Origin of the sequence: Brevundimonas nasdae (assembly GCF_016654005.1) — a bacterium.
Classification (GTDB): Bacteria; Pseudomonadota; Alphaproteobacteria; order Caulobacterales; family Caulobacteraceae; genus Brevundimonas; species Brevundimonas nasdae.
Map to the genome: position 1 here is coordinate 191,874 of NZ_JAEPWN010000006.1, position 21,482 is coordinate 213,355.

Annotated in this window: 22 protein-coding genes; 9 read left to right on the plus strand and 13 right to left on the minus strand. The window is 66.8% G+C overall.

Annotated elements, in window-relative coordinates; translation table 11 throughout:
* Window positions 1-42: 42 nt before the first annotated feature.
* Window positions 43-855 (minus strand): class I SAM-dependent methyltransferase, encoded by an 813-nt coding sequence (locus tag JKF87_RS11010; RefSeq protein ID WP_201099932.1) that lies wholly within the window; start codon window positions 853-855, stop codon window positions 43-45.
* A gap of 272 nt (window positions 856-1,127) precedes the next feature.
* Between JKF87_RS11010 and JKF87_RS11015 the strand changes: the two genes are divergently transcribed.
* A complete protein-coding gene (locus tag JKF87_RS11015; protein WP_201099933.1) occupies window positions 1,128-1,601 on the plus strand; it encodes an Hsp20 family protein in 474 nt (157 codons plus the stop codon).
* 51 nt (window positions 1,602-1,652) lie between these two features.
* On the opposite strand, the gene JKF87_RS11020 is transcribed toward JKF87_RS11015, so the two are convergent.
* Entirely contained in the window at window positions 1,653-2,129 is a 477-nt protein-coding gene (locus JKF87_RS11020; protein ID WP_201099934.1) for an RNA pyrophosphohydrolase, read from the minus strand.
* 5 nt (window positions 2,130-2,134) lie between these two features.
* Window positions 2,135-3,325 (minus strand): divergent polysaccharide deacetylase family protein, encoded by a 1,191-nt coding sequence (locus tag JKF87_RS11025; protein WP_201099935.1) that lies wholly within the window; start codon window positions 3,323-3,325, stop codon window positions 2,135-2,137.
* A 184-nt stretch (window positions 3,326-3,509) separates the two neighbouring features.
* Here JKF87_RS11025 and ppc point away from each other — a divergent pair, with 184 nt between their 5' ends.
* Window positions 3,510-6,209 (plus strand): phosphoenolpyruvate carboxylase, encoded by a 2,700-nt coding sequence (ppc, locus tag JKF87_RS11030; RefSeq protein WP_236261301.1) that lies wholly within the window; start codon window positions 3,510-3,512, stop codon window positions 6,207-6,209.
* Window positions 6,210-6,375: 166 nt separating this feature from the next.
* Here ppc and JKF87_RS11035 read toward each other — a convergent pair whose 3' ends face one another.
* Window positions 6,376-7,341: a magnesium and cobalt transport protein CorA gene (locus tag JKF87_RS11035; protein ID WP_201099936.1), complete on the minus strand. Its 966-nt coding sequence runs from the start codon at window positions 7,339-7,341 to the stop codon at window positions 6,376-6,378.
* Window positions 7,342-7,472: 131 nt separating this feature from the next.
* Window positions 7,473-9,656 carry a M3 family metallopeptidase gene (locus JKF87_RS11040; protein ID WP_201099937.1) on the minus strand — a complete coding sequence of 728 codons (2,184 nt, stop codon included), beginning with the start codon at window positions 9,654-9,656 and terminating at the stop codon, window positions 7,473-7,475.
* Between the two features lie 142 nt (window positions 9,657-9,798).
* Between JKF87_RS11040 and JKF87_RS11045 the strand changes: the two genes are divergently transcribed.
* Window positions 9,799-10,656 (plus strand): glutamate racemase, encoded by an 858-nt coding sequence (locus tag JKF87_RS11045; RefSeq protein ID WP_201099938.1) that lies wholly within the window; start codon window positions 9,799-9,801, stop codon window positions 10,654-10,656.
* Window positions 10,657-10,790: 134 nt separating this feature from the next.
* On the opposite strand, the gene JKF87_RS11050 is transcribed toward JKF87_RS11045, so the two are convergent.
* Together JKF87_RS11050 and JKF87_RS11055 are read right to left on the minus strand one after the other, a co-directional pair.
* Window positions 10,791-11,774 (minus strand): cation diffusion facilitator family transporter, encoded by a 984-nt coding sequence (locus tag JKF87_RS11050; protein WP_201099939.1) that lies wholly within the window; start codon window positions 11,772-11,774, stop codon window positions 10,791-10,793.
* Between the two features lie 81 nt (window positions 11,775-11,855).
* Complete coding sequence (locus JKF87_RS11055; protein WP_201099940.1) at window positions 11,856-12,512, minus strand: hypothetical protein; 657 nt, start codon at window positions 12,510-12,512, stop codon at window positions 11,856-11,858.
* 248 nt (window positions 12,513-12,760) lie between these two features.
* On the opposite strand from JKF87_RS11055, the gene rplU reads away from it, so the two are divergent.
* From rplU to JKF87_RS11070, 3 genes are all read left to right on the plus strand, one after another.
* A complete protein-coding gene (gene rplU / locus JKF87_RS11060; RefSeq protein ID WP_201099941.1) occupies window positions 12,761-13,270 on the plus strand; it encodes a 50S ribosomal protein L21 in 510 nt (169 codons plus the stop codon).
* A 92-nt stretch (window positions 13,271-13,362) separates the two neighbouring features.
* Window positions 13,363-13,650, plus strand: coding sequence for a 50S ribosomal protein L27 (rpmA, locus tag JKF87_RS11065; RefSeq protein ID WP_201099942.1), 288 nt, complete (start codon window positions 13,363-13,365; stop codon window positions 13,648-13,650).
* 167 nt (window positions 13,651-13,817) lie between these two features.
* Window positions 13,818-14,351, plus strand: coding sequence for a GNAT family N-acetyltransferase (locus JKF87_RS11070; protein ID WP_201099943.1), 534 nt, complete (start codon window positions 13,818-13,820; stop codon window positions 14,349-14,351).
* Between the two features lie 48 nt (window positions 14,352-14,399).
* Here the strand turns inward: JKF87_RS11070 and JKF87_RS11075 are convergent, their stop codons facing one another.
* Entirely contained in the window at window positions 14,400-14,594 is a 195-nt protein-coding gene (locus JKF87_RS11075) for a hypothetical protein (protein WP_201099944.1), read from the minus strand.
* Between the two features lie 138 nt (window positions 14,595-14,732).
* The gene (locus JKF87_RS11080) at window positions 14,733-15,230 is read right to left on the minus strand and encodes a hypothetical protein (RefSeq protein WP_201099945.1); all 498 of its coding nucleotides are present in this window, start codon (window positions 15,228-15,230) and stop codon (window positions 14,733-14,735) included.
* A 197-nt stretch (window positions 15,231-15,427) separates the two neighbouring features.
* Between JKF87_RS11080 and JKF87_RS11085 the strand changes: the two genes are divergently transcribed.
* The gene (locus tag JKF87_RS11085; protein WP_201099946.1) at window positions 15,428-16,630 is read left to right on the plus strand and encodes a threonine ammonia-lyase; all 1,203 of its coding nucleotides are present in this window, start codon (window positions 15,428-15,430) and stop codon (window positions 16,628-16,630) included.
* The gene (locus JKF87_RS11090) at window positions 16,611-17,141 is read left to right on the plus strand and encodes an FKBP-type peptidyl-prolyl cis-trans isomerase (RefSeq protein WP_201099947.1); all 531 of its coding nucleotides are present in this window, start codon (window positions 16,611-16,613) and stop codon (window positions 17,139-17,141) included. The genes JKF87_RS11085 and JKF87_RS11090 overlap by 20 nt, the downstream gene beginning before the upstream one ends.
* Here the strand turns inward: JKF87_RS11090 and queG are convergent, their stop codons facing one another.
* Together queG and JKF87_RS11100 are read right to left on the minus strand one after the other, a co-directional pair.
* Entirely contained in the window at window positions 17,142-18,275 is a 1,134-nt protein-coding gene (gene queG / locus JKF87_RS11095) for a tRNA epoxyqueuosine(34) reductase QueG (protein ID WP_370874344.1), read from the minus strand.
* 21 nt (window positions 18,276-18,296) lie between these two features.
* Window positions 18,297-18,764 carry a hypothetical protein gene (locus JKF87_RS11100; RefSeq protein ID WP_201099948.1) on the minus strand — a complete coding sequence of 156 codons (468 nt, stop codon included), beginning with the start codon at window positions 18,762-18,764 and terminating at the stop codon, window positions 18,297-18,299.
* 198 nt (window positions 18,765-18,962) lie between these two features.
* On the opposite strand from JKF87_RS11100, the gene JKF87_RS11105 reads away from it, so the two are divergent.
* Window positions 18,963-19,382, plus strand: coding sequence for a hypothetical protein (locus JKF87_RS11105; RefSeq protein ID WP_201099949.1), 420 nt, complete (start codon window positions 18,963-18,965; stop codon window positions 19,380-19,382).
* Window positions 19,383-19,469: 87 nt separating this feature from the next.
* Here JKF87_RS11105 and JKF87_RS11110 read toward each other — a convergent pair whose 3' ends face one another.
* Complete coding sequence (locus JKF87_RS11110; protein WP_201099950.1) at window positions 19,470-20,567, minus strand: FAD-dependent oxidoreductase; 1,098 nt, start codon at window positions 20,565-20,567, stop codon at window positions 19,470-19,472.
* A gap of 223 nt (window positions 20,568-20,790) precedes the next feature.
* Window positions 20,791-21,474, minus strand: coding sequence for an FtsZ-binding protein FzlA (fzlA, locus tag JKF87_RS11115; RefSeq protein ID WP_201099951.1), 684 nt, complete (start codon window positions 21,472-21,474; stop codon window positions 20,791-20,793).
* Window positions 21,475-21,482 lie beyond the last annotated feature (8 nt).

Consider the following 21,482-nt stretch of genomic DNA (forward strand, 5'->3'; position numbering starts at 1 on the left):
CGTTCGCCGCCAGCGTCAAAACCTGCATGGAGTCGCACCCGCTCATTCCGGTTTGCGGAACCGCAACGTCATGCGGTCGCTCTCGCCTATGGCGTCATAGGCGGCGCGTTCCTCGGCCGTCAGTGTGCGTCCGTTGGGATCGTTTCTGACAGCGGACTGACGCACCGGCGGCAGGGTCCAGACCCCGAACGGATGGTCGTGGTCATCCTTGGGATTGGCGTTCAGTTCGCTGCGGGCCTCCAGCACGAACCCGGCGTTGCGGGCCTCGTGGATGACATAGCTTTCGGGGACATAGCCGGTGGCGGCGACGTCGGCGACGTTCAGGCCCTCGGCGCTGCGGTGCTGTTCGATGGCCAGGACGCCGCCCGGCTTCAGGGCCTTGAAGAAGGCCTGCAGATAGGGCTGGGTCCGGTCGCTGCGCGCCCAGTTGTGGAAGGCGCGGGCCACCAGGATGAAGTCCGCCGATCCGTCGGCGACGCCCATGCTTTCCAAGGGCTTGTCCACGCCGACATAACGTCCGCCGGTCGCCGCCGCATAGGGTTCAAGGATGTGCCGCCACCAGCTGGCGCCGCCCGGTTCGATCTCAACCACCGTCATGCGCGGCGTCAGGCCCCAGAAGGTCAGGGACTCATAGGGATGGCGATAGATATCGCGGGCGCGGTCGGCGGCGGGGCGCGCGTCCGAGGCGATGGCGGCCTGCAGGGCGGCATCCTCCTCGAAGGTCGGGATGGCCGAGGACAGGGCCGAGCGCGGGGGCGTCCACGGGGCGTCGGTCTGCTGGGTCGGCGTCTGGGCCAGGGCGGGGGCAGACGCCGCAGCCAGCGCCAGGATCGACAGAGATAGGGCGGCGCGCATCAACAACGTCTCCGTAAGGCGGTGGGCTTTCTTAGGCGGGCTTGGCGTCAGCGCAAATGAAGATACCGCGACGCTGGGCGCTTTGACGCAGTCTCACATCCCTTTGCGGCAGACCCTTGACGCCTCGGCGGGCCTTCCCATCTGAAGTCCTGAGAGCGCCGATCCCGGGCTCTCCAGACTGGCGGCGCCGATTTCGGGCTGTCGGGCTGAAACCCAGCCGTCCGGGCAAACCGCCGGGCGGACCAACCTTGCTGATCCTCAGGAGGATGCTGATGCGTACCTATGATTTCACCCCGCTGTACCGCACCGCCGTCGGTTTCGACCGTCTGGCCAACCAGCTCAAGAATGCGGCCACCCAGTCCGACAGCGGCTATCCCCCCTATAATATCGAGACCACGGGCGAGAACGCCTATCGCATCGAGATCGCCGTCGCGGGCTTCACCGCAGACGAGCTGAACATTGAGGTGAAGGAAAACCTGCTGACCGTGACCGGCCGCAAGACGGCCAACGACGATGCGGCGACGCAGAAGACCTATCTGCACCGCGGTCTGGCCGAGCGTGATTTCGAGCGCCGCTTCCAGTTGGCCGACTATGTGATCGTGCAGGACGCCGATCTGGTGAACGGCTTGCTGTCCATCTCGCTGAAGCGCGAACTGCCTGAGGCGCTCAAGCCCCGCCGCGTTGAGATCGGCGCCGGGTCTTCGGTGATCGAAGGCAAGATCGAGAAGAAGGCCAAGGCCGCCTAAACGGCTTTTAGGCCAGACGTCTGAAAGGGCGGCGTTCGCGCCGCCCTTTTTTTATGCCGCGAACCGGCTGAAGGCGGCGACCACCTGCTCATAGGCCGGGCGTTTGAACGGCACGATCAGGTCGCAGGCCTCGGACAGAGGGCCCCAGCGCCAGGCGTCGAACTCGATGTCCTTGTCCAGCGTCAGGTCGATCTCGCTGTCCTCGCCGGTGAAGCGGAAGGCGAACCACTGCTGCTTCTGACCCTTGAAGCCGCGCCAGGCCTTGGCGTTGTTCATCGCCTCGGGCGGAAAATCGTACAGCACCCAGTCGTCTGTGCGGGCCAGGAACTCCACCGAGGTGACGCCGGTTTCTTCGCGCAGTTCGCGCAGGGCTGCAGCCTGCAGATCCTCGCCCTCATCCACCCCGCCTTGGGGGAACTGCTGGTTATGCGGGCCGGGCGTGGCGTGGCGCTGGCCGTACCAGACCAGGCCGTCGCGATTGAACAGCACGACCCCGACATTGGGGCGATAGAGGCTTAGGTCCGTCATAAGCGTCAGCGGCCGGGGCGCAGCGTCATGGCCGAGGCGGGGGCTAGTTGCAGGCCGCGCTGCTCAAGCCCGGCGGTCCAGCGGGCGGCGGCCTCGACCGTCACCGGATAGGAGAAGCCGGTCCCCAGGGCCGAGCCCCGAACCTTGGCCTGGGCCTCCAGACTGTTCAGGGCGGCGATGATGGCGGCGGGCGACTGGGTCTGGTCGATGATGCGGTCGGCGCTGGCGCGCGCCCAGGCGCCGGGGCGGCGCTGGAAGGTTCCGTCGTCGACGAAGGCCACGCCGCGCTGGCGTAGATAGGACAGATAGGCGCTGGACGCGGTGTCGGAGGCCACGAACTGGTCGCCCAGATAGTTGGTCACGCCGAAATAGCCGGTGGCGCGTCCCAGCAGCCAGTCCATCTTGGCCTGCACATCATCGGGCGTGCTGTTGGCCAAGAGGGTGTAGGGGCCGGGGTCGTTGTTGGGATAGCCGGTCGGCTCCATCGGCATTTCCAGCATCACCTCGTGACCCTGGGCCCGCGCCTGGTCGATCCACGACTGCAGGTTCTCGGCATAGGGAACAAAGCTCAGCGTCACCTCCGCCGGCAGGCGTTCGATGGCGGCGCGGGTGGTGACGGCGTTCAGGCCCAGACCGCCGACGATCAGGGCCACGCGCGGCTTGCCGTTCGGGCGGAATGGGCGGGCATAGGCCTGGGCCGGGACACGTCCATCGGGGGCGATGACGGGCAGGGCGCCGTTCGGCCCCTGCTGCGACAACCCGGCGATGGGCGCCTTGATCAGGGGCGAAGCGGCGTGGACCGGGGCGGAATAGCTGGCGCCGCCCGCGACGGTGGCGCCGTCGGGCAGGGTGATCACGGCCTCGCCGCCCGCTGCGCCGGAGGGGTCGCCCGCGTCGCCCAGGTCCTGATAGAGGGCCATGGCGCCCATCGAAAACGCTTCAAATCCGGTGGGGGGCGCCGCTTCCGGGGCGGCGTCGCGCTGCAGGGCGATCCGCGCCGAGGGGGTTCCCGCCCGGGGATCGCCCAGCACGGTCAGGAAAAGCGCACTGGTCGTCAGCAGAAAGACACCCGCCAGACCCGCGATCACCGGCGGCTTTTTCAGGGCGACGGCGACAGGCTTCAGGTTCAGCTTCGCCCGGGCGCGCGGCGGGGCGCCGGCGGCGGCTGCAAGAACGGACTGGCGTTTGGCGAACATTGAATCGTGCCGGGACCGAAGACGAAATCCTTCGGTCTCATGATTGCGCCGACGCGGTTAACAAACCCTAACGGGTGATTCACCATGACCGTAAGTTTTGGCCTCTGACATGGATCGTGCGTTGACGAGGCGGTTTCGCATACTTCACATGCGCATCTCCCCGCTAAAGCCTTGGATTAAAGCAATGATGAGCCCCGCCGCCGACGACGCCCTGCGCGACGAAGTCCGTCTGTTGGGCGGCATTCTGGGCGAAGTGATCCGAAAAGAGGGCGGCGAGGCGCTGTACGAGCATGTCGAGGCCGTGCGTCAGGCCTCCATCGCCTATCACCGCGACCCTGCGTCCCATCCGGCCAAGCGGCTGGAGAAGCTGCTGACGGCCATGTCGGTGGATCAGGCGGCGGGACTTGCGCACAGCTTCGCGCTGTTCTCGCTCCTGGCCAACATCGCCGAGGACCGGGCCAGCCGCCGCCGCGCGCGCGACCAGACCGAGGCGGGCGCCCGCGCCGATACGCCCGAAGGCGCGCTGAAGCGTCTGGCCGATCAGGGCGTGGACAAGGCGGCGGTGACCAACCTGCTGCGTGAGGCCCTGGTGTCGCCGGTCCTGACCGCCCACCCGTCCGAGGTGCGCCGCAAGAGCGTGATCGACCGCATCGCCGCCATCAGCGACCTGTTGGACGCCTGCGACAAGGCGGGCGCGGCCTGCACGCCGGGCTCGATCACCGAGCCGCTGCGCCGCCAGATCGTCATTCTGTGGGCCACGCGTCTGGTGCGGACCCAGGGGCTGGTGGTGCAGGACGAGATCGAGACGGTGGTCTCCTTCCTGGACCGCATCTTCCTGCACGTCGCGCCCAAGCAGTTGTCGGCGTGGCGGCGCCTGCTGGATGCGCCGGACCTCAAGCCCTTCATGCGGGTCGGCAGCTGGGTCGGGGGCGACCGCGACGGCAATCCGAACGTGGATGCAGTGGTGCAGGGCGACGCCTTCCGCACCCAGTCGCGGGCTGTGCTGAACTTCTATCTGGATGAGGTTCATACCCTGGGCGCCGAGCTGAGCCTGGCGGCCGAACTGGCGGAGGTGTCGCCCGCACTGCAGGCCCTGGCCGACGCCGCCCATGACCCGTCGCCGCACCGCGCAGACGAACCCTATCGTCGCGCCCTGACCGGCATCTATGCGCGTCTGGCCGCCACCTATGAAAAGCTGGGCGGATCGCCGCCGCCTCGCCGTCCGCTGGTCGTCGCCGAGGCCTATTCCGGTCCCGACGCCTTCGAGACGGACCTGAAGGTGCTGCACGACAGCCTGATCGCCCAGCACGGCGGCGTCTTCGCCGACGACCGTCTGACCGATCTGATCACGGCGGTCGAGGTGTTCGGCTTCCACATGGCCACGCTGGATCTGCGCCAGAACTCGGACGTGCACGAAAGGGTCGTGGGCGATCTGCTGAAGGTGGCGGGCGTCTGCGACGGCTACAGCGCCCTGGACGAGGAAAGCCGGTTGAAGGTGCTGGCCGCCGAACTGGCTTCGCCGCGCCAGCTGTTCAGCGAGTACGCGGAATACCAGCCCGAAACCCTGAAGGAGCGCGCCATCCTGCAGGCCTCGGCCCGCGCCCTGGCCGCCTTCGGACCTCAGGCGATCCGCACCCATATCGTGTCCAAGACCGATGCGGCGTCGGACCTGCTGGAGGTCTATCTGCTGCTGAAGGAAGTCGGGCTGTACCGGGCCGAAGACCCCGGCGCCTGTCCCATCCAGGCCGCCCCCCTGTTCGAGACGATCGAAGATCTTCGCGCCTCACGCCCCACGCTGGAGCGGCTGCTGCAGGAGCCGTCGGCCCTGGCCGTCGCCAAGGCGCGCGGGGTGCAGGAGGTGATGATCGGCTATTCGGACTCCAACAAGGACGGCTCCTACCTGACTTCGGGCTGGGAGCTGCACGAGGCGTCGCGCGCCCTGGTGGAGGTCACCCAGGCGCATGATCTGAAGCTGCAGCTGTTCCACGGCCGCGGCGGCACGGTCGGGCGCGGCGGCGGTTCGTCCTTCGCCGGTGTTCTGGCCCAGCCGGAAGGCACGGTTCAGGGGCGTATCCGCACCACCGAACAGGGTGAAGTGATCGCCAACAAATATGGCGAGCCGGAGATCGCGCTGCGCAATCTGGACGCCCTGACCTGCGGCGCCGTGCTGGCGTCATTGGGCGAGAGCCAGGATCACGCCTTCACCGCCGACCACGGCGCGACCCTGTCGGACCTGTCGGCCCGGTCGATGGCCGCCTATCGCAAGCTGGTCTATGAGACGGACGGCTTCGTCGACTATTACCGCGCCGCCACCCCCATTGCAGAGATCGCCGACCTTAAGATCGGATCGCGCCCGTCGTCGCGGACGGCCTCGACGCGGATCGAAGACCTGCGCGCCATTCCCTGGGTGTTCAGCTGGTCGCAGAGCCGGGTGATGCTGCCGGGCTGGTACGGGTTCGGATCGGCGGTTCAGGGTCACGACATGGCCGAGTTGAAGGCGATGGCCGAGGCCTGGCCCTTCTTCAAGACCCTCGTCCAGAACATGGAGATGGTCATGGCCAAGTCGGACATGACCATCGCGCGGCGCTATTCGACCCTGGTGGGCGACGCCTCGCTGGCGGCCCGCATCTATGGCGAGATCCGCGAGGAATGGCAGCGCACCCATGACGCCATCCTGGCCATCAACGGCCATGACACCCTGCTGGGCGGCCAGCCCGAGCTGGATCGCCTGATCCGCCTGCGGATGCCCTATGTCGAGCCGCTGAACCACGTCCAGATCGAACTGATCCGCCGCCGCCGCGCGGGGGATGAAGATCCTCGCGTTCGTGAAGGCATCCTGCTGGCCATCAACGGCGTGGCGGCGGGCCTGCGCAACAGCGGCTGAGGGCTTTCGATCAACAGTCCCAACGCCGTCATTCCGGGGCGTCCGAAGGACGAACCCGGAACCCAGGAGGCTTGCGTCAGGCCGCGACTGCTTCACGCGCTGTGATTGCGGTCCTGGGTTCCGGGTTCCTCGCTACGCTCAGCCCCGGAATGACGGCCGATTGTAGTTACAGCCACTTCGTCTTCTTGAAGGTGATGAACAGACCCGTGCAGATCGCCGCCATCAGGGCGATCGCGCCATAGTAGCCGTAACGCCAGTGCAACTCCGGCATGAACTCGAAATTCATGCCGTAGATGCCGGCGATGGCCGTCGGCACGGCCAGAAGCGCGGCCCAGGAGGCCAGCTTGCGGGTGATGCCGCCCTGTCGCTGCTGCTCCAGCAGATTGGCGACTTCGAACACGGACGACAGGATGTCGTTCAGGCCGCCCAGGCGGCTGTTCACCCGCTGCACATGGTCGCTGACATCGCGGAAATAGGGGCGGACGTCGGCGTCGATGCAGGGCAGGTCCAGCGACTGCAGCCGCCGCGTCACCTCCTCCATCGGCCCCATGATCCGGCGGAACTTCAGCAGTTCGCGACGCAGGGTGAACAGGCGGCGGATCTCGACGCGCGACAGGAAGGCGTCCAGCGTCTTCTGCTCCATCTCCAGAACCGCATCCTCGGACTCGTCGACGATGGGGGCGTAGGCGTCGACGATGAAGTCCAGAATGCCGTGCAGCACGAAGTCCGGACCCCGCTTCAACTCGTCAGGCGAGGCCTCAAGCTGGGCGCGCAGGGTCTTGTGGGCGCGCGACGAGCCGTGGCGGATGCTGATGACATGGTCGTCGCCGACGAAGATATGGGTCTCGCCATAGGCGATCCGTTCGTCGATCCGCGCGGCTGTGCGGGCGACGACGAACAGTTCGCGGCCATAGACCTCGACCTTGGGCATCTGGTGCGCGGCCAGGGCGTCCTCGACCGCCAGCGGGTGCAGTCGATAGCGTTGGACCAGGACGTCGAACTCTTCATCGGTGGGGTCGTGCAGGCCGATCCAGACGAACTCGCCCGGCTTCAGCCTCAGTCCCGCCTGCGTCAGCGGCGCCTCTCGCAGGCGCTTTCCATCCTTGTAGACGTAGGAGGCGACGACGGACATGCAGGCGGTCTCACAGCAGTTTCCCGCCGTCAGACTTAGGACAGGTCGCCGCCAAACGAAACGGCCGACGGATCGCTCCATCGGCCGTTCGTCGTTTCAGTCGATGAGCCTCATGGGCTCGATCGCCTGCTTCAGGAAACCGGGAAGCCCCGGACCTTCAGCAGGGCCGCCACGTCGGGGTCGCGGCCGCGGAAGGCGCGGTAGGCCTCGGCGCGGTCGGTGGTGTTGCCCGGCGCCAGCATGATCGAGCGGAAGCGGCTGGCGATGTCCGGATTGAACACGTCGCCCGACTCTTCGAAATAGGCCCAGGTGTCGGCGTCCATCGTCTCGGACCACAGATAGCTGTAATAGCCCGCCGAATAGGCGTCCGACGTGAACAGGTGATTGAACTGCGGCAGGCGGTGCCGCATCACGATCTCCTTGGGCATGCCGATGCGCGCTAGGCTTTCCTTCTCGAAGGCGGCGATGTCGGTCGGCGGCGTGGCCTGGGTGTGCAGATCCATGTCGACGATGGCCGAGGACAGGTAGCTGACCGTGGCGTAGCCCTGGTTGAAGGTGTTGGACGCCTCGATCTTGTCCACCAGCGACTGCGGCATGGCCTGGCCCGTCTGGTAGTGCTTCAGATAGCCGTCCAGGATCGGTCGGCTCAGCACCCAGTGCTCATGCACCTGCGACGGATATTCCACGAAGTCGCGCGGCGTGTTGCCGAACGACGGATAGGTCACCACCGACGAGAAGTAGTGCAGGGTGTGGCCGAATTCGTGGAACAGGGTCTCGGCATCGTCCAGCGAGATCAGGACGGGCTGGCCCGGCTCGGGCTTGGTGAAGTTGTTGTTGTTCGAACCCAGGATGATCTTGGAACCGTCCAGCTGCGAGAAGGAGCGGTAGGTGGTCATCCAGGCGCCCGAACGCTTGCCCGCACGGGCGTAGTCGTCGGTGTAGTACAGGCCGATCAGGCGGCCGCCGCGCGTCTTGTCGTGGACCTCATAGACCTCGACGTCCGGCTCAAAGGTCGGGACCGTGCCCTTGGGCAGTTTCTTGAACTCGAAGCCATACAGGCGTTCGGCCATGGCGAAGGAGCCGGCGCGCACCGCGTTCAGTTCGAAGTAGGGCTTCAGCTCGTTCTGATCCAGGTCGTACTTGGCCTTGCGAACCTTCTCGGCGAAGTAGAGGTAGTCCCACGGCTCGATGTCGAAACCAGCGATCGCCTTCATGTCGGCGACCTCCTCGGCGACGCGGGCCTTGGCCGGGGCCCAGACGCGGTTCATCAGGCTCTCGGCCGCAGCCGGGGTCTTGGCCATCGTGTCCTGCATTCGCAGTTCGGCGTGGTTGCGATAGCCCAGCAGCTTGGCGCGCTGGTCGCGCAGGGCCACGATCTCGGCGATGGTGGACTTGGTGTCGTTGGCGTCGCCGTTGTCGCCGCGATTGACGAACTTCTTCCAGACCTGCTCACGCAGGGCGCGGTCGTCGGCGAAGGTCAGGAACGGATCAACCGCCGAACGGGTGTTCAGGATGGCCCAGCCCTGGAGGTTGCGGCTGCGGGCGGCTGATGCGGCGGCCGCCTTGTTGGAGTCCGGCAGACCGGCCAGACCGGCTTCGTTCGCGATCACCGTCCAGGCGTTCTCGTCGGCGACGACCTTCTGGCCGAAGCGGGTGAAGGCGTTGGACAGGGCGGTGTTGATGCGGCCCAGCTCGGCCTTGCCTGCGGCGTCCAGATTGGCGCCCGAGCGGATGAAGGCGTCGCGTTTGCGCTCGGCCAGGCGTTTCTGCTGGGCGCTCAGGCCCGCTGCATCGGCGTTGTCGGCGACGGTCTTGATGCGCTGGAACAGCTTTTCGTTGAAGGTGATTTCGTCCGAGGCGGCTGACAGCAGCGGCGACAGTTCGGTGTCGACGGCGTCATAGGCCTCGCCGCCGATGTTGGAGGTCATCACCCCATAGATGTTGCTGGCGCGGTCCAGCGGTTCGCCCGCCAGCTCCATCGCCGCGATGGTGTTGGCGAAGGTGGGGGCGGCGCGGTTATTGGCGATGGCGGCGATGTCGGCGCGTTGCAGCTCTATGCCTTCCAGCATGGCTTCGCGCAGCTTGGCCGGGGTCACCTTGTCGAACGGCGGCACGCCGTCATACGAACCGGTCCAGGGCTGCAGCAGCTCGGCGCGGGGGCGCTGGGTCGGCAGCACGGCGCGGGCGGCCCGGGCCTCGGCTGCGATGCTGGCGGCCGAGGGGGCGGCGGCCGCGCGGTTCTGGGCGAAGGCTGTGGGGGCGCCGGCCATGACCATCAGGCCTGCGCTGCCGAGAAGGAGCTGTCGTCTTTGCATCGGTTGTTCCTTTGGGGGATCATTTGGATGGACCCTAGACCCATGTGATCGATCCGTCACAGGGGCGTGATGTAATTAATCGTCGCGCATTCCCCAAGAGGCGCCATTGAGACAGGCGTCCGACAGGTCTAAAGCCCGGCGCATGGCTATTGGTGTTTTCGACTCCGGCGTGGGCGGCCTGACCGTTCACCGTGAACTGACGCGGCGCTTCCCGGCGCGCGACTTCGTCTATCTGGCCGACCAGGCCCACGCCCCCTACGGCGGGCGCGGCGGCGAGGACATCGTCCAACTGACCAAGGCGGGCTGCGAGCGGTTGTTCGAGGCCGGGGCCTCGATCGTCGTCCTGGCGTGCAACACCGCCAGCGCCATCGCCCTGCGTCGTCTGCAACAGTCCTGGCTGCCGGAGCTGCGCGCGCGTCTGGGACGCCCGGTCAATATCCTGGGCATCATCGTGCCGACCATCGAGGCGGCGACCGGCAAGCCCTGGAGTTTCGAGGCTGAACGCCCGCAGGAGGGCGAAAAGGTCGCCTCCATCGACATCACCGGCGTCTTCTGCACCGCCGCCACCGCGATCAGCCGCGTCTATGAGATCGAGATCGACAAGCGTCGCGAAGACATCGCCGTCTTCTCCGAGCCCTGCCCCGGTCTGGCGGGCCTGATCGAACTGGGCGCGCCGCCGGAGGAGCTGAAGGTGGTGGTGGACGATCACGTCGACGCCCTGCGCCGCCGCATCGGTCGTCACCCGGACAAGGCCATCCTGGGCTGCACCCATTATGAGATCATCTCCGAGCTGTTCGCCCAGGCCCTGCCTGCGGGCACGGTGCTGATCGAACAGCCGACGGCCGTGGCGGACGCGCTGGAGCGGTATTTCGCCCATCACCCGGAATATGATCTGGGCGACAGCGGCCGCCGCGATTTCCTGACCACGGGCCAGGCGGGGCCGCAGTCCGAACTGGTCTCTCAGTTCTGGGGCGCGCCGGTTACGTTCGAACAGGCGTAAGAACTTCAGCCAGCGTCACCCTCGGGCTTGACCCGAGGGCCGGGTGGTCCGCCGCATTGCGCTATGTGCGACGCACAGCCCGATCCGCTTCCGATCCTCGGGTCAAGCCCGAGGATGACGGCGCGTTGAAGGGCTCAGCAGTTCGGGCAATCCGGCTGGGCTTCTGTCTCAAGCTGAAGCGTGGTGTGGCCGATGGCGAAGCGCGCCTTGGCCAGGGTCTGAGCCTCTCTCAGCAGGGCCGACGCGTCGTCCCGCTCATGCACCAGATGGGCGGTCAGGGCCGTCTCGGTGGTCGACAAGGCCCAGACGTGCAGGTCGTGCACCGCCGTCACGCCGGGCAGGGCCTTCAACGCTGTCTCCAGCTTGGCGACATCGACCTGGGCCGGGGCGCCGTCCACGGCCAGATTGACGGAATCCTTCAGCAGGCCCCAGGTCGACCACATGATCGCGGCGACGATGATCAGGCTGACGATGGGGTCGACGATCGACCAGCCGGTCAGCATCATCAGCCCGCCCGCCAGCACCACGCCCAGCGACACCCCGGCGTCGGCCATCATGTGCAGATAGGCGCCGCGCGCATTCAGGTCGTGCTGGGATTTGATGAACAGCAGGGCGGTGCCCAGGTTGATGACGAAGCCTATGCCCGCCACGATCATGATGGTGGTCGAATGGATCGGCGCCGGATCGTTGAACCGGCGGACAGCCTCGAAGACGATGGCGCCGCAGGCGAAGATCAGCAGCAGCGCATTGCCCAGCGCCGCCAGAACCGTGGCCTTGCCCAGACCATAGGTGCGCCGCCCGCCAGCGATGCCGTGTCCGCCCAATCGCGCCAGCAGGGCCGCGCCGCCCGCCATGGCCAGACCCAGCACATCGGTCAGATTATGTCCGGCGTCGGCCAGAAGCGCGGTCGAGTTGACGGCGAAGCCTGCCCCGAACTCGCACACCACGAAAGCAAGGTTGATGACCAGGGCCACGGCATAGCGCCAGTCGCCAGTGTCCACCGGACCGTGGTTGTGGCCGCCCGGCCCGTGGCTGTGCCCATGATGGCCGTGCCCGTGGCCGCCATGATCATGGTCATGGCCTGCATGGTCGTGATCGTGGGTGTGCGAGGCGCTCATGAAATCGCCTATACGCCCATCAGTGAAAACGCCAATGGGCTATATGATAACGCATTGAATGTTATCATATAATGCTGTCCGTTAGTGTTGGTGCGTGGCCACGATCAGACCCAGGGTGATCAGGGCCAGACCCAGAACCGCCCCCTCATACCGCGCCCAGCGCTCCAGCCGCAGGATCGAGGCGCCAGCACTGGCCAGGGAGGTGAAGACCGCCATGCCCGCCACGGTGCCCAGGGCGAAGACGACGGTCAGCAGGCTGAGCGCCGCAATCCCTTCCGACGCCGAGGACAGATAGATGGGCAGCAGCACCTCGCCCGGCGACAGGGCCATCAGCATGACCAGGCCCAGGAAGGCGGCGCGGTTCGACACTGCAGGTTCTGGACTGTCCAGCGCCGGGCCGCCCGCCGTCACCGGGCGCTTCAACATGGCGCGGGCCAGATAGAAGGCGCCGAACAGGAACAACAGCACCGCCGACAGATGGGGCAACAGGCCGCTGATCCACTGATCCAGCGCCAGCCCCGCCGCCACGATCAGGCCGCCAACGATGGCGGTGGTGACGATATGGGCCAGTCCTGCGGCGACGACGGCGCTCAGAGTGCGGCCGGTGCCCCAGCGCTGGGCGCGTCCGACCAGAACGAAGGGCAACCAGTGGGTCGGCAGGGCCGCATGAAGAAAGGCCGCAACGAATCCGCCCCCCAGTAGGGAGAGAAGCACGGAGTCGGGGGAGGGCGGGGACATGAGGGGCTCTATAACCTGTTACTGTGTAACGGTCGAGCGGGGCGGGGCGAATTTTCTGCGGCCAGCCCGCATATAGGGCGGCGGATATGTTTTCGGGCCGCTTCAGGGTGACGAAATGCGGCGTGGGCTGATTTTTGGCCGGGTTCGGCGTTGACTCTCAAGCGCCCATCCGTATATGTCGCCGCTCTTCGCCCGCCGGGGTTTCCCAGCGGGCGCATTCTTTTTTGCGTTTGCGCTGAGGCTTCAACATGTACGCGGTGATCAAGACCGGCGGCAAGCAGTACCGGGTCCAACCGGGCGACACCATTGTCGTCGAAAAGCTCGACGGCGAAGCCGGCGCAGAGCTGCAGTTCGACAACGTCCTGATGCTGGGCGGCGAAAAGGGCGTGACCCTGGGCGCCCCGCTGATCGACGGCGCCATCGTCGGCGCGACCCTGATCGAAACCCGCAAGGGTGAGAAGATCAAGATCTTCAAGAAGACCCGTCGCCAGGGCTACCGCCGTACGAACGGCCACCGCCAGCTGGAATCGGTCCTGCGCATCACCGGCATCGAAGGCGCTGGCGAGACCGCCAAGTGGGACGGCAAGGTCGAACTGACGACCAAGGCCGAGATCAACCTGCGCGCCCGCAATCTGGCCGCCCGCGGCGCCGCTGAGCCGGTCGCCGCCGAAGCCGAAGTCGAAGCCGCTCCCGCCAAGAAGGCGCCGGCCAAGAAGAAGGCTGCGCCCAAGGCTGAAGCCGCAGGCGACGAAGCTTAAGAATTTCTGCGGCGCCCGAAGCGGCGCCCAGGTGTTAGAACAAGAACTGCGCTGAGCCCCTCGGGGCCCGGCCATAGGAACGGAGCGATCAAATGGCTCACAAGAAATCCGGTGGTTCGTCGCGTAACGGTCGCGACTCCGAGTCGAAACGCCTGGGCGTAAAGAAGTTCGGCGGCGAGCGCGTGCTGGCCGGCAACATCATCGTGCGTCAGCGCGGCACCACCTTCCACCCCGGTGAGAACATCGGCATGGGCCGTGACCACACCCTGTTCGCCCTGACCCACGGCGCCGTGAAGTTCACGACCAAACGTGGCGGCCGTTGTTACGTATCGATTCTCGCGGCGAACGACGACGCCGCACAGGCGCTCGCCGCCGAGTAACGCAGTCTGGAATTCACCGGATCGCGTTGCTCTCCAAGCAGCCGATCCGGACCAGGGAAAATATTCCGCGGGGAGTCTGGATCACCAGGCTCCCCGTTTGCGTTTACCCGCCTCGAAGTCCGCCCGAGCCCTCCAAGGAGACGGACACCGACAGTGAGGCGAAGTCCATGTGCGTTATCGAAACCTCTCCCGTCGTTGAGACGCGGCGTCTGATCCTGCGTGCCCCGGCGCCCCAGGACGCCCCCCGCATCGCGGCCCTGGCCAATGACATCGATATCGCCCGCATGACCCAGCGGATGCCGCATCCGTTCGGTGTGCGCGACGCCGACGACTTCGTGCTGCAGGTTGCGGCTCAGGATCCGGCGCGGGCCAACACCTTCATCATCGAGCACGAGGACCTGGGGCCCGTCGGCGTCATCGGCATGTTCGAGGGCGACGACCGCGTGCCTGAGACGGGCTACTGGATCGGTCGTGAATACTGGGGGCGGGGCTTCGCCACCGAAGCCCTGGACGGCGCCCTGGTCTGGGCCAGCCGCAAGTGGAAGCGCCGGGCGATGGTGGCGGGCCACTTCGCCGACAACCCGGCGTCGGGACGCGTGCTGGAGAAGGCGGGCTTCCTGTACACGGGCGAAACCCGCAAGGCCTGGAGCCAGGCCCGCCGCGCCCAGGCGGACACCCGCATGATGGTCTGGATCGCCTAGGGGCTGTCACGCCCCTCAAGGCTTGGCCTCAACGCCCGCGCCGGTGAATCAGGCCGCGACGGCGGGCGTCAGGGCGGCGACGGCGGCGACGATCAGGGCCAGAACCGCCAGCGCGCCCAGGATGATGAAGGTCATGGTCGTCCGGGCGCGCTTGCGGCGCATGCCGCCCGGGCGATACCGACGAACCGCGATCGAAGGACCGCGTTTGAATGCTTCGGAACCGGTGATGTTGTGTCGGGACAAGAACGCCTCCCCTGACTGTCGCAGAAGCGCCGCAATCAGCCGCCGGTTGGGGCGACATAATGGCGATCGCTGTTATTGTGGGTTTGTGAGCGGTTCAGGCGTGACCCTGAGGCCACGCTTTTGTCCGCTCACAGCGGATTACAGGGTGACGTTTACGACGCGTCCGCCGCGCGTGTCGACATGGCGCATCAGGACGACCGGCGCTTCACCCGCCGTGACCGGCACGATCAGGAACCATCCGCCGTCCGGCAGACCGGAAAAACGGAACCGCCCGTTGTCGCAGCGCTCGGACCGCACATAGGCGCGGTAGTCCGCTCCGGCTTCGCCCGCGTCGCGCGCGCGGACCACGGCGGCGGGAAGGGCGGCGCGTTCGGTCGAACCGTACAGGGTGCGGAAGCGGGCACGGGTGTAGGGGGTGTCGGGCGTCAGCCCCGCAGAGGCGACGCAGGCGTAGGCCTTGCCGTCCTGGGCATAGGTGACGCGGCCCTCGATGGCCGCCTGACCGCCGCGCTGCGACCAGGCGAAATCGTCCGCCTGGAAGGCGCCGGGCACGGCGCCGATGGGGGCGGGCGCGGGCGCGCAGGCGGCGAGGGCGGCGGCGGCTGCAGCCAGCGCAGCGAGGGGACGGATCGACATAGGCTCTCCTCCAGAGACTAAGGGGGCTGTTCCCTTTGGAAACTTGGCCGTGGGGGACGGCTGGATCACTATCGCATGAGGCGGAGTTGGAGTTCCATCGTCATGTGCGGAACCTCTGGACCCGACGCCGCCAAAGCGCGAAACAGGCGGAAGAAAATCGTCGGCTCCCCGGCCGATTGTGCGATGGAAACGCCCCCATGAGTGTCAGTTTTGAAGATATCCAGGCCGCCCGCGTGCGAATCGCGGGTCAGGTCGACCACACGCCGACGCGTTATTCCAGGAAGCTGTCGCAACTGACCGGGGCCGATGTCTGGGTGAAGTTCGACAACCTGCATTTCACCGGCAGCTTCAAGGAGCGCGGCGCGCTGAACCGACTGCTGCTGCTGACCCCGGATGAGCGCAAACGCGGCGTGGTGGCGGCGTCCGCCGGCAATCACGCCCAGGCCCTGGCCTATCACGGCGGGCGCCTCGGCGTGCCGGTGACCATCGTGATGCCGGAGGGCACGCCCTTCGCCAAGATCAACGGCACCCGTTCGCACGGGGCGACCGTGGTGATCCACGGCCTGGACTTCACCGGCTCGACCGAGGAGGCCAAACGGCTGGAGGCCGAGAAGGGCTATGTCTTCGTCTCGGCCTTCGACGACGAAGGCATCGTGGCGGGCCAGGGGGTCTGCGGCATCGAGTTCCTGGAGGATGCCCCCGAGATCGACGCCCTGATCGTGCCGATCGGCGGCGGCGGCCTGATCGCAGGCACGGCCATCGCGGCCAAGGCGATCAAGCCGGGCATCAAGGTGTTCGGGGTCGAGGCGGCGCGCTATCCCTCCTTCACCGCCAAGCGCGCGGGCCTGCCGCCGGTCTGCACCGGCCAGACCATCGCCGAGGGCATCGCCATCAAGGCGGTGGGCGACATTCCCTTCGGCCTGGCCAACGACCTGATCGACGAGGTCTTCGTCTGCGAGGAGGCCGATTTCGAACGCGGCGTCTCCTATATGGCCACCATGGAGAAGACGGTTTGCGAGGGCGCGGGCGCGGGCGGTCTGGCCGCCATGCTGGCCAACCCTGAGGCCTTCAAAGGCATGAAGGTCGGCATCGAATTGACCGGCGGCAACATCGACGCCCGGATGCTGGCCGTGGTGCTGAACCGCGAGATGGTCCGTGAACGGAGATTGCTGGTTTACCGCATCCTGGGCGATGACCGTCCGGGGATGCTGTCGGCCATGGCGGCGGTGATCGGCGGCCTGGGCGGCAACATCATCGACGTGGTCCACAACCGTCTGGCCCTGGATGTTCCGGCCAAGGGCGCCGAGTTCGACATCATGGTCGAAACGCGCGATAGCGCCCACGCTGACGAAATCGGCGAGGCCTTGAAGGAACGTGGGTATGAACTTCGGATGGGGTAGGACGGCGCTGGCTGCCGGCCTTGTGAGCGTACTGCTGCTGGCGGGCTGCGGTCGCGAGGCTGCACCGGTGGACACTGAAGCGGGCAAGGCCGAAGCCGCCGCCTTCATGGCCAAGAACGCCAAGGAGGAAGGCGTCCAGACCCTGCCCAGCGGCTTGCAGTATAAGGTCGTCCAGTCGGGACCGGCCGACGGCGAAAGCCCCGACCGCAACGACCTGGTCAAGGTCGACTACGAGGGCAAGCTGATCGACAACACCGTCTTCGACAGTTCCTTTGCGCGCGGCGCGCCCGCCATCTTCACGCCCGAGACGGTCGTGCCCGGCTGGACCGAGGCGCTGCAGAAGATGCGCGTCGGCGATGAATGGCTGCTCTATGTACCGCCGGAACTGGGCTATGGCGCGCGCGGCCAGGGGCGGGCGATCCCGGCCAACTCGGTGCTGATCTTCCGCATCAAGCTGCTGGATGTGGCGCGTGTGCCGGGCGGCGGCAGCGCCGGAACGGCTATGGGCTGATCAGGCGGCGTCGAGCGCCCACTCAGCCTGAACCGCCGGATCGGCTTCGTTCGCCGCATCGCGCAGGGCGGCGAAATCGGCGGGCGCCAACAACTGCGACAGGGCCCAGACGGCGGCGCCCCGCACCAGCGGCGAGGCGTCGTCCAGCAGGCTGCGCGTCGGGGCGATCAGGGCCGGGTCGCCCGAATTGCCGACCGCATAGAGGACGTTTCTCAGAAACCGGTCGCGGCCGATCCGCTTGACCGGGCTCTTGGTGAACAGGGCGCGGAAGGCGGCGTCGTCCAGCGCCAGCAGGTCGGCAAGGCGCGGACTTTCAAAGGCGTCGCGCGGCATCAGCCGGATCTCGCGGGCTTCCTGCGCGAACTTGTTCCACGGACAGACGCCCAGACAGTCGTCGCAGCCATAGATGCGCGATCCGGTGGCGCGCCGGAACTCGACCGGCCAGGGATCGCCGAACTCGATGGTCAGATAGGACAGGCAACGCCGCGCATCCAACTGAAACGGGGCGGGAAAGGCCTTGGTCGGGCAGGCGTCCAGACAGGCGGTGCAGCGCCCGCAGTGCTCGGTCTCCGGTTCGTCAGGCGCGATCTCCGCCGCCGTCAGTATCGTGCCCAGGAACAGCCAGTTGCCGTGGGTGCGGCTGAGCAGATTGGTGTGTTTGCCCTGCCATCCCAGACCGGCGCGCTGGGCCAGCGGCTTCTCCATCAGGGGGGCGGTGTCGACGAAGACCTTGATGTCCTTGCCGTTGCGGGCCGCAATCTGACCGGCCAGCTGCTTCAGCCGCCCCTTGATGACCTCGTGATAGTCGTCGCCGCGCGCATAGACCGAAATATAGCCCGCCGAACGGTCGGCAAGCTGCGGCAGGGGATCGTCCTCGGGACCATAATTCATGCCCAGGACGATGGCGGTTTTGGCCTCGTTCCACATGGCGGTGGGGTGCTGGCGCCGTTCCAGCGTCGTCTCCATCCACTCCATTTCGCCGTGACGGCCTTCATCGACAAAATGGCGCAGCCGCTCGCCCGCAGGCCAGGCGTCGGCCGCCGAGGCGAAGCGGCAGATGTCAAAGCCCAGTTCGGTCGCCCGCTGGCGGATGAAGGTTTTCAGGCGTTCGGTCACGGCGGCGGCCTGTAGCACGGATTTGCCGCCGTCGGGGTGTCAGGATCGGGTGGCGCGCTCTCGATAGGCGTTGAGTTCGGCGGCCACCGCATCGGGCGATTTGGACCAGCCTCGCGGCAGCCCCGCATCCGCCCCGAACGCCCGGTTGACCTTGGTCATGCTCGTGACGTGCCTGCTGTCGGGCTTGAAATTATAGCCGACGATCCTGCCGCTGCGTGGGGGTTGGAAGACGAAGAAGCTGTCGACTTCACTCCACCGCACCAGTTTCGGCTTACGGACGAAGCCCCCCTCAACCCTGAAGCCCTCGCCGTTCATATGAAGGCGCATGGGGTGGATGATCACCCAGGCGAAGGCGGCGGCGCACAATCCGAACAGTCCGATGCAAAGCTGGAGCACCACGTCATCCACGTCCATGCCGCTTGCAAAGGGGCCGACGACGAACACCAGGCTCAGGGCCAGCAGCAGCAGGTACTTGATGCGGGAGACGGTGATGACTGTCGTTTTCATTTCAAAACCCATGACCACTTGCGACGATCAGATTTTATGATCATTGTTCAATAAATCGCAACCCTCCGTTTTCTGCAGCACGAAATGGCGCGCAGGAGCCGGCGCAGGGTGCGAAACGGCGACGCTTGCCCGGTTTTCGCGGCTGGGTCATCGTTTCCATCGGATCAACCGCCCCAAGGGGCAAAAAGAGAGTGGCTCATGCTCAGGACGATGATTTTCGCAGGGGCGATGCTGGCGGCGTCCGGTCCGGTTCTGTCTCAGGCCTTTGACGAACTGGAAGGCCATTACTCAAGCCAGACGCCCGGCCGCGAACTGACGGCGGACCTGAAGCGGATCGACGGGACGCGGTATGCGGTTTCGCTGTCGACCATGACGCCGATGCGCGGCGACGTGGGCGGGTGCGGGGGCGGGATCGACGGCGAGGTCGTCCTGACAGGCCGCAGAGGGGTTCTGCGCGTGGCCGAGCCGGATGCGCCGACGCCGCGCGTTTGCGAAATCGAGCTGCGCTTCACGGCGCCCTACGAACTGTCGCTGCAGGAAAAGAACGGCTGCACCTATTTCCACGGCGCCGCCTGCGAGTTCACCGGCAAGGTGACCCACGACGCAGCGGGCCTCTGAGCGGCAGGCCAGTCAGGGCAGGCCAGTCAGGGCGGGGCGTCATGCCGCGGCGTGAAGACGCCCCGCCCAAACCGATCACAGGTTGGTTCAGAGTCCGTTGAACAGGGCGACGACGCTGCGCGGCGCCTCGGCGCCGAAGAAGCGTTCGTGATTGCGCGCGGTAAGGTCGGCGACCTGGCGGCTGCGCGGAAACAGCCTTTGCTCATAGGCCGTCAGCCCCGCCTCCATATCGTCTGGCGAGGCGGCGATGGCCTGGGCCAACTCGGCCCCGTCCAGCAAGGCCAGGTTGGCGCCCTCGCCGGCGAAGGGCGACATCAGGTGGGCCGCGTCGCCGACCAGGGTTGCGCCGGGCGTGCGCTTCCAGCTGTGATCGACGGGAAGCGCATGGATGGGACGCAGGATCGGCTCCACGTCGCTGTGGGTGATCAGGTCGATCAAGGGCGGCGCCCAGCCGACAAACGCCTCTGCGATCAGGCTCGGATCGGCGAACCAGGCCTCTGGCCGGTTCAGGGCGGCATAGGTCCGCAGGGTTCCGTCGGCATAGCGGTGCGACAGAATGCCCTGACCCGGCATGACCGCCATCAGGGTGCCCAGACCGATCATCTCGGCGCTGGCGGGCAGGCGGGCGTCGCCGTCCAGAACCGTCGTCTCGACAAAGGATGTGCCGGTATAGACGGGCGTTGAGGCGGACAGCAGGGGGCGCACCCTGGACCAGGCCCCGTCCGCCCCGACCAGCAGATCCGATGCGGCGGTCGCGCCGTCGGCGAAGCGCAGGGCGTGGCGGCCTTCGCCCAATGGCGTGACCGCGACCAGCTTGCGGCCCCACTGGATCGTCTCGGCCGGCAGGGACTGGATCAGCATCCGGCGCAGGTCGCCGCGGTCGATCTCGGGCCGTTCGCCCCTGTGGCTGCCGGGCTTGTCAAACAGGATGCGGCCCGTGGCGTCGACGATGCGTTTGGCGTCTTCGCCCGGCCGGACAAGGCTCAGGAAGGTGTCGAACAGACCCGCCGCCTTCAGGGCGATCTGGCCGCTGTGTTCGTGCATGTCGAGCAGGCCGCCCTGGGTGCGGGCGTCCGCCGAGGCTTCGGCTTCATGAATGGTGGATGCGATCCCGTGCAGATGCAGAACACGGCCGAGGATGAGGCCGCCGAGACCGGCGCCGATGATGGTGATGGATTTAGGCACGTCGCGCTCCTGTGCCCCTCTGACGACCACGCAAGCGGGCGCGCACGTCAGAAGGCTGCCTGTTGTCAGGCGGTTGATTTGGGAGACGCTGGCCAAGCCGTGCAGCGGCACGGGCCGGGATGCGTGCGACGGCCCGAAGAACAGGCGGTCATTTTCGCGTCACGGCCAGAGTACAGCAGGCACGGCGACGAAACAATCCGGCGGGGAGGATGGCCCCGTCGGGTCAGAAATCCAGGTCGGCGTACCAGCTTGCGGGCGGCACGCCGATGAAACGGTCTGCCAGCAGCGGGCGGAAGCAGGGGCGGGACTTCAGCTTGGAGTACCAGATCTTCAGCGCGGGCCAGTGGGTCCAGGTGATCTCGCCGAAATAGTCCAGGATCGACAGGTGGGCGGCGGCGACCAGGTCGGCCTGGCTGAGACGGCGTCCCGCCAGCCAGTCACGGGCGCCGGCCAGCTCCTCCAGCATGATCAGATGCTCCTTCAGCGCCTCGCGGCCTTCACGCAGGGCGCGGGCCTCGGGCGGCCCCAGTTTGAGCAGCGGCTTCTCCAGCCGTTCGTGCAGCAGGATGGCGTCCACGTCGTCGCTGAAGCGGCGGTCGAACCAGCCCGTCAGGCGCCGCGCCTCTGCGCGTTCGGCGGCCTCGGCGGGCAGCAGCAGCGGCCCGCGCTGCTGATCCTCGATCCAGCCCAGTATGGCGGGCAGTTCGCACAGGTTCAGAGGCCGTCCGCGATCCGAGGTCTGGATGACCGGCGGCATGCCGGACGGATTGAACTGGTTCAGCGGGCAGTCGGCTTCCCAGGGGCGGACAGGCGCATCGGCATATTCGATCTTCGCCTCGCCCAGCGCCAGCCGCGCAGCGCGCGAGGCGGGATGGAAGGCGAAATGATAGAGTACGCACTGGGACATCGACGCAC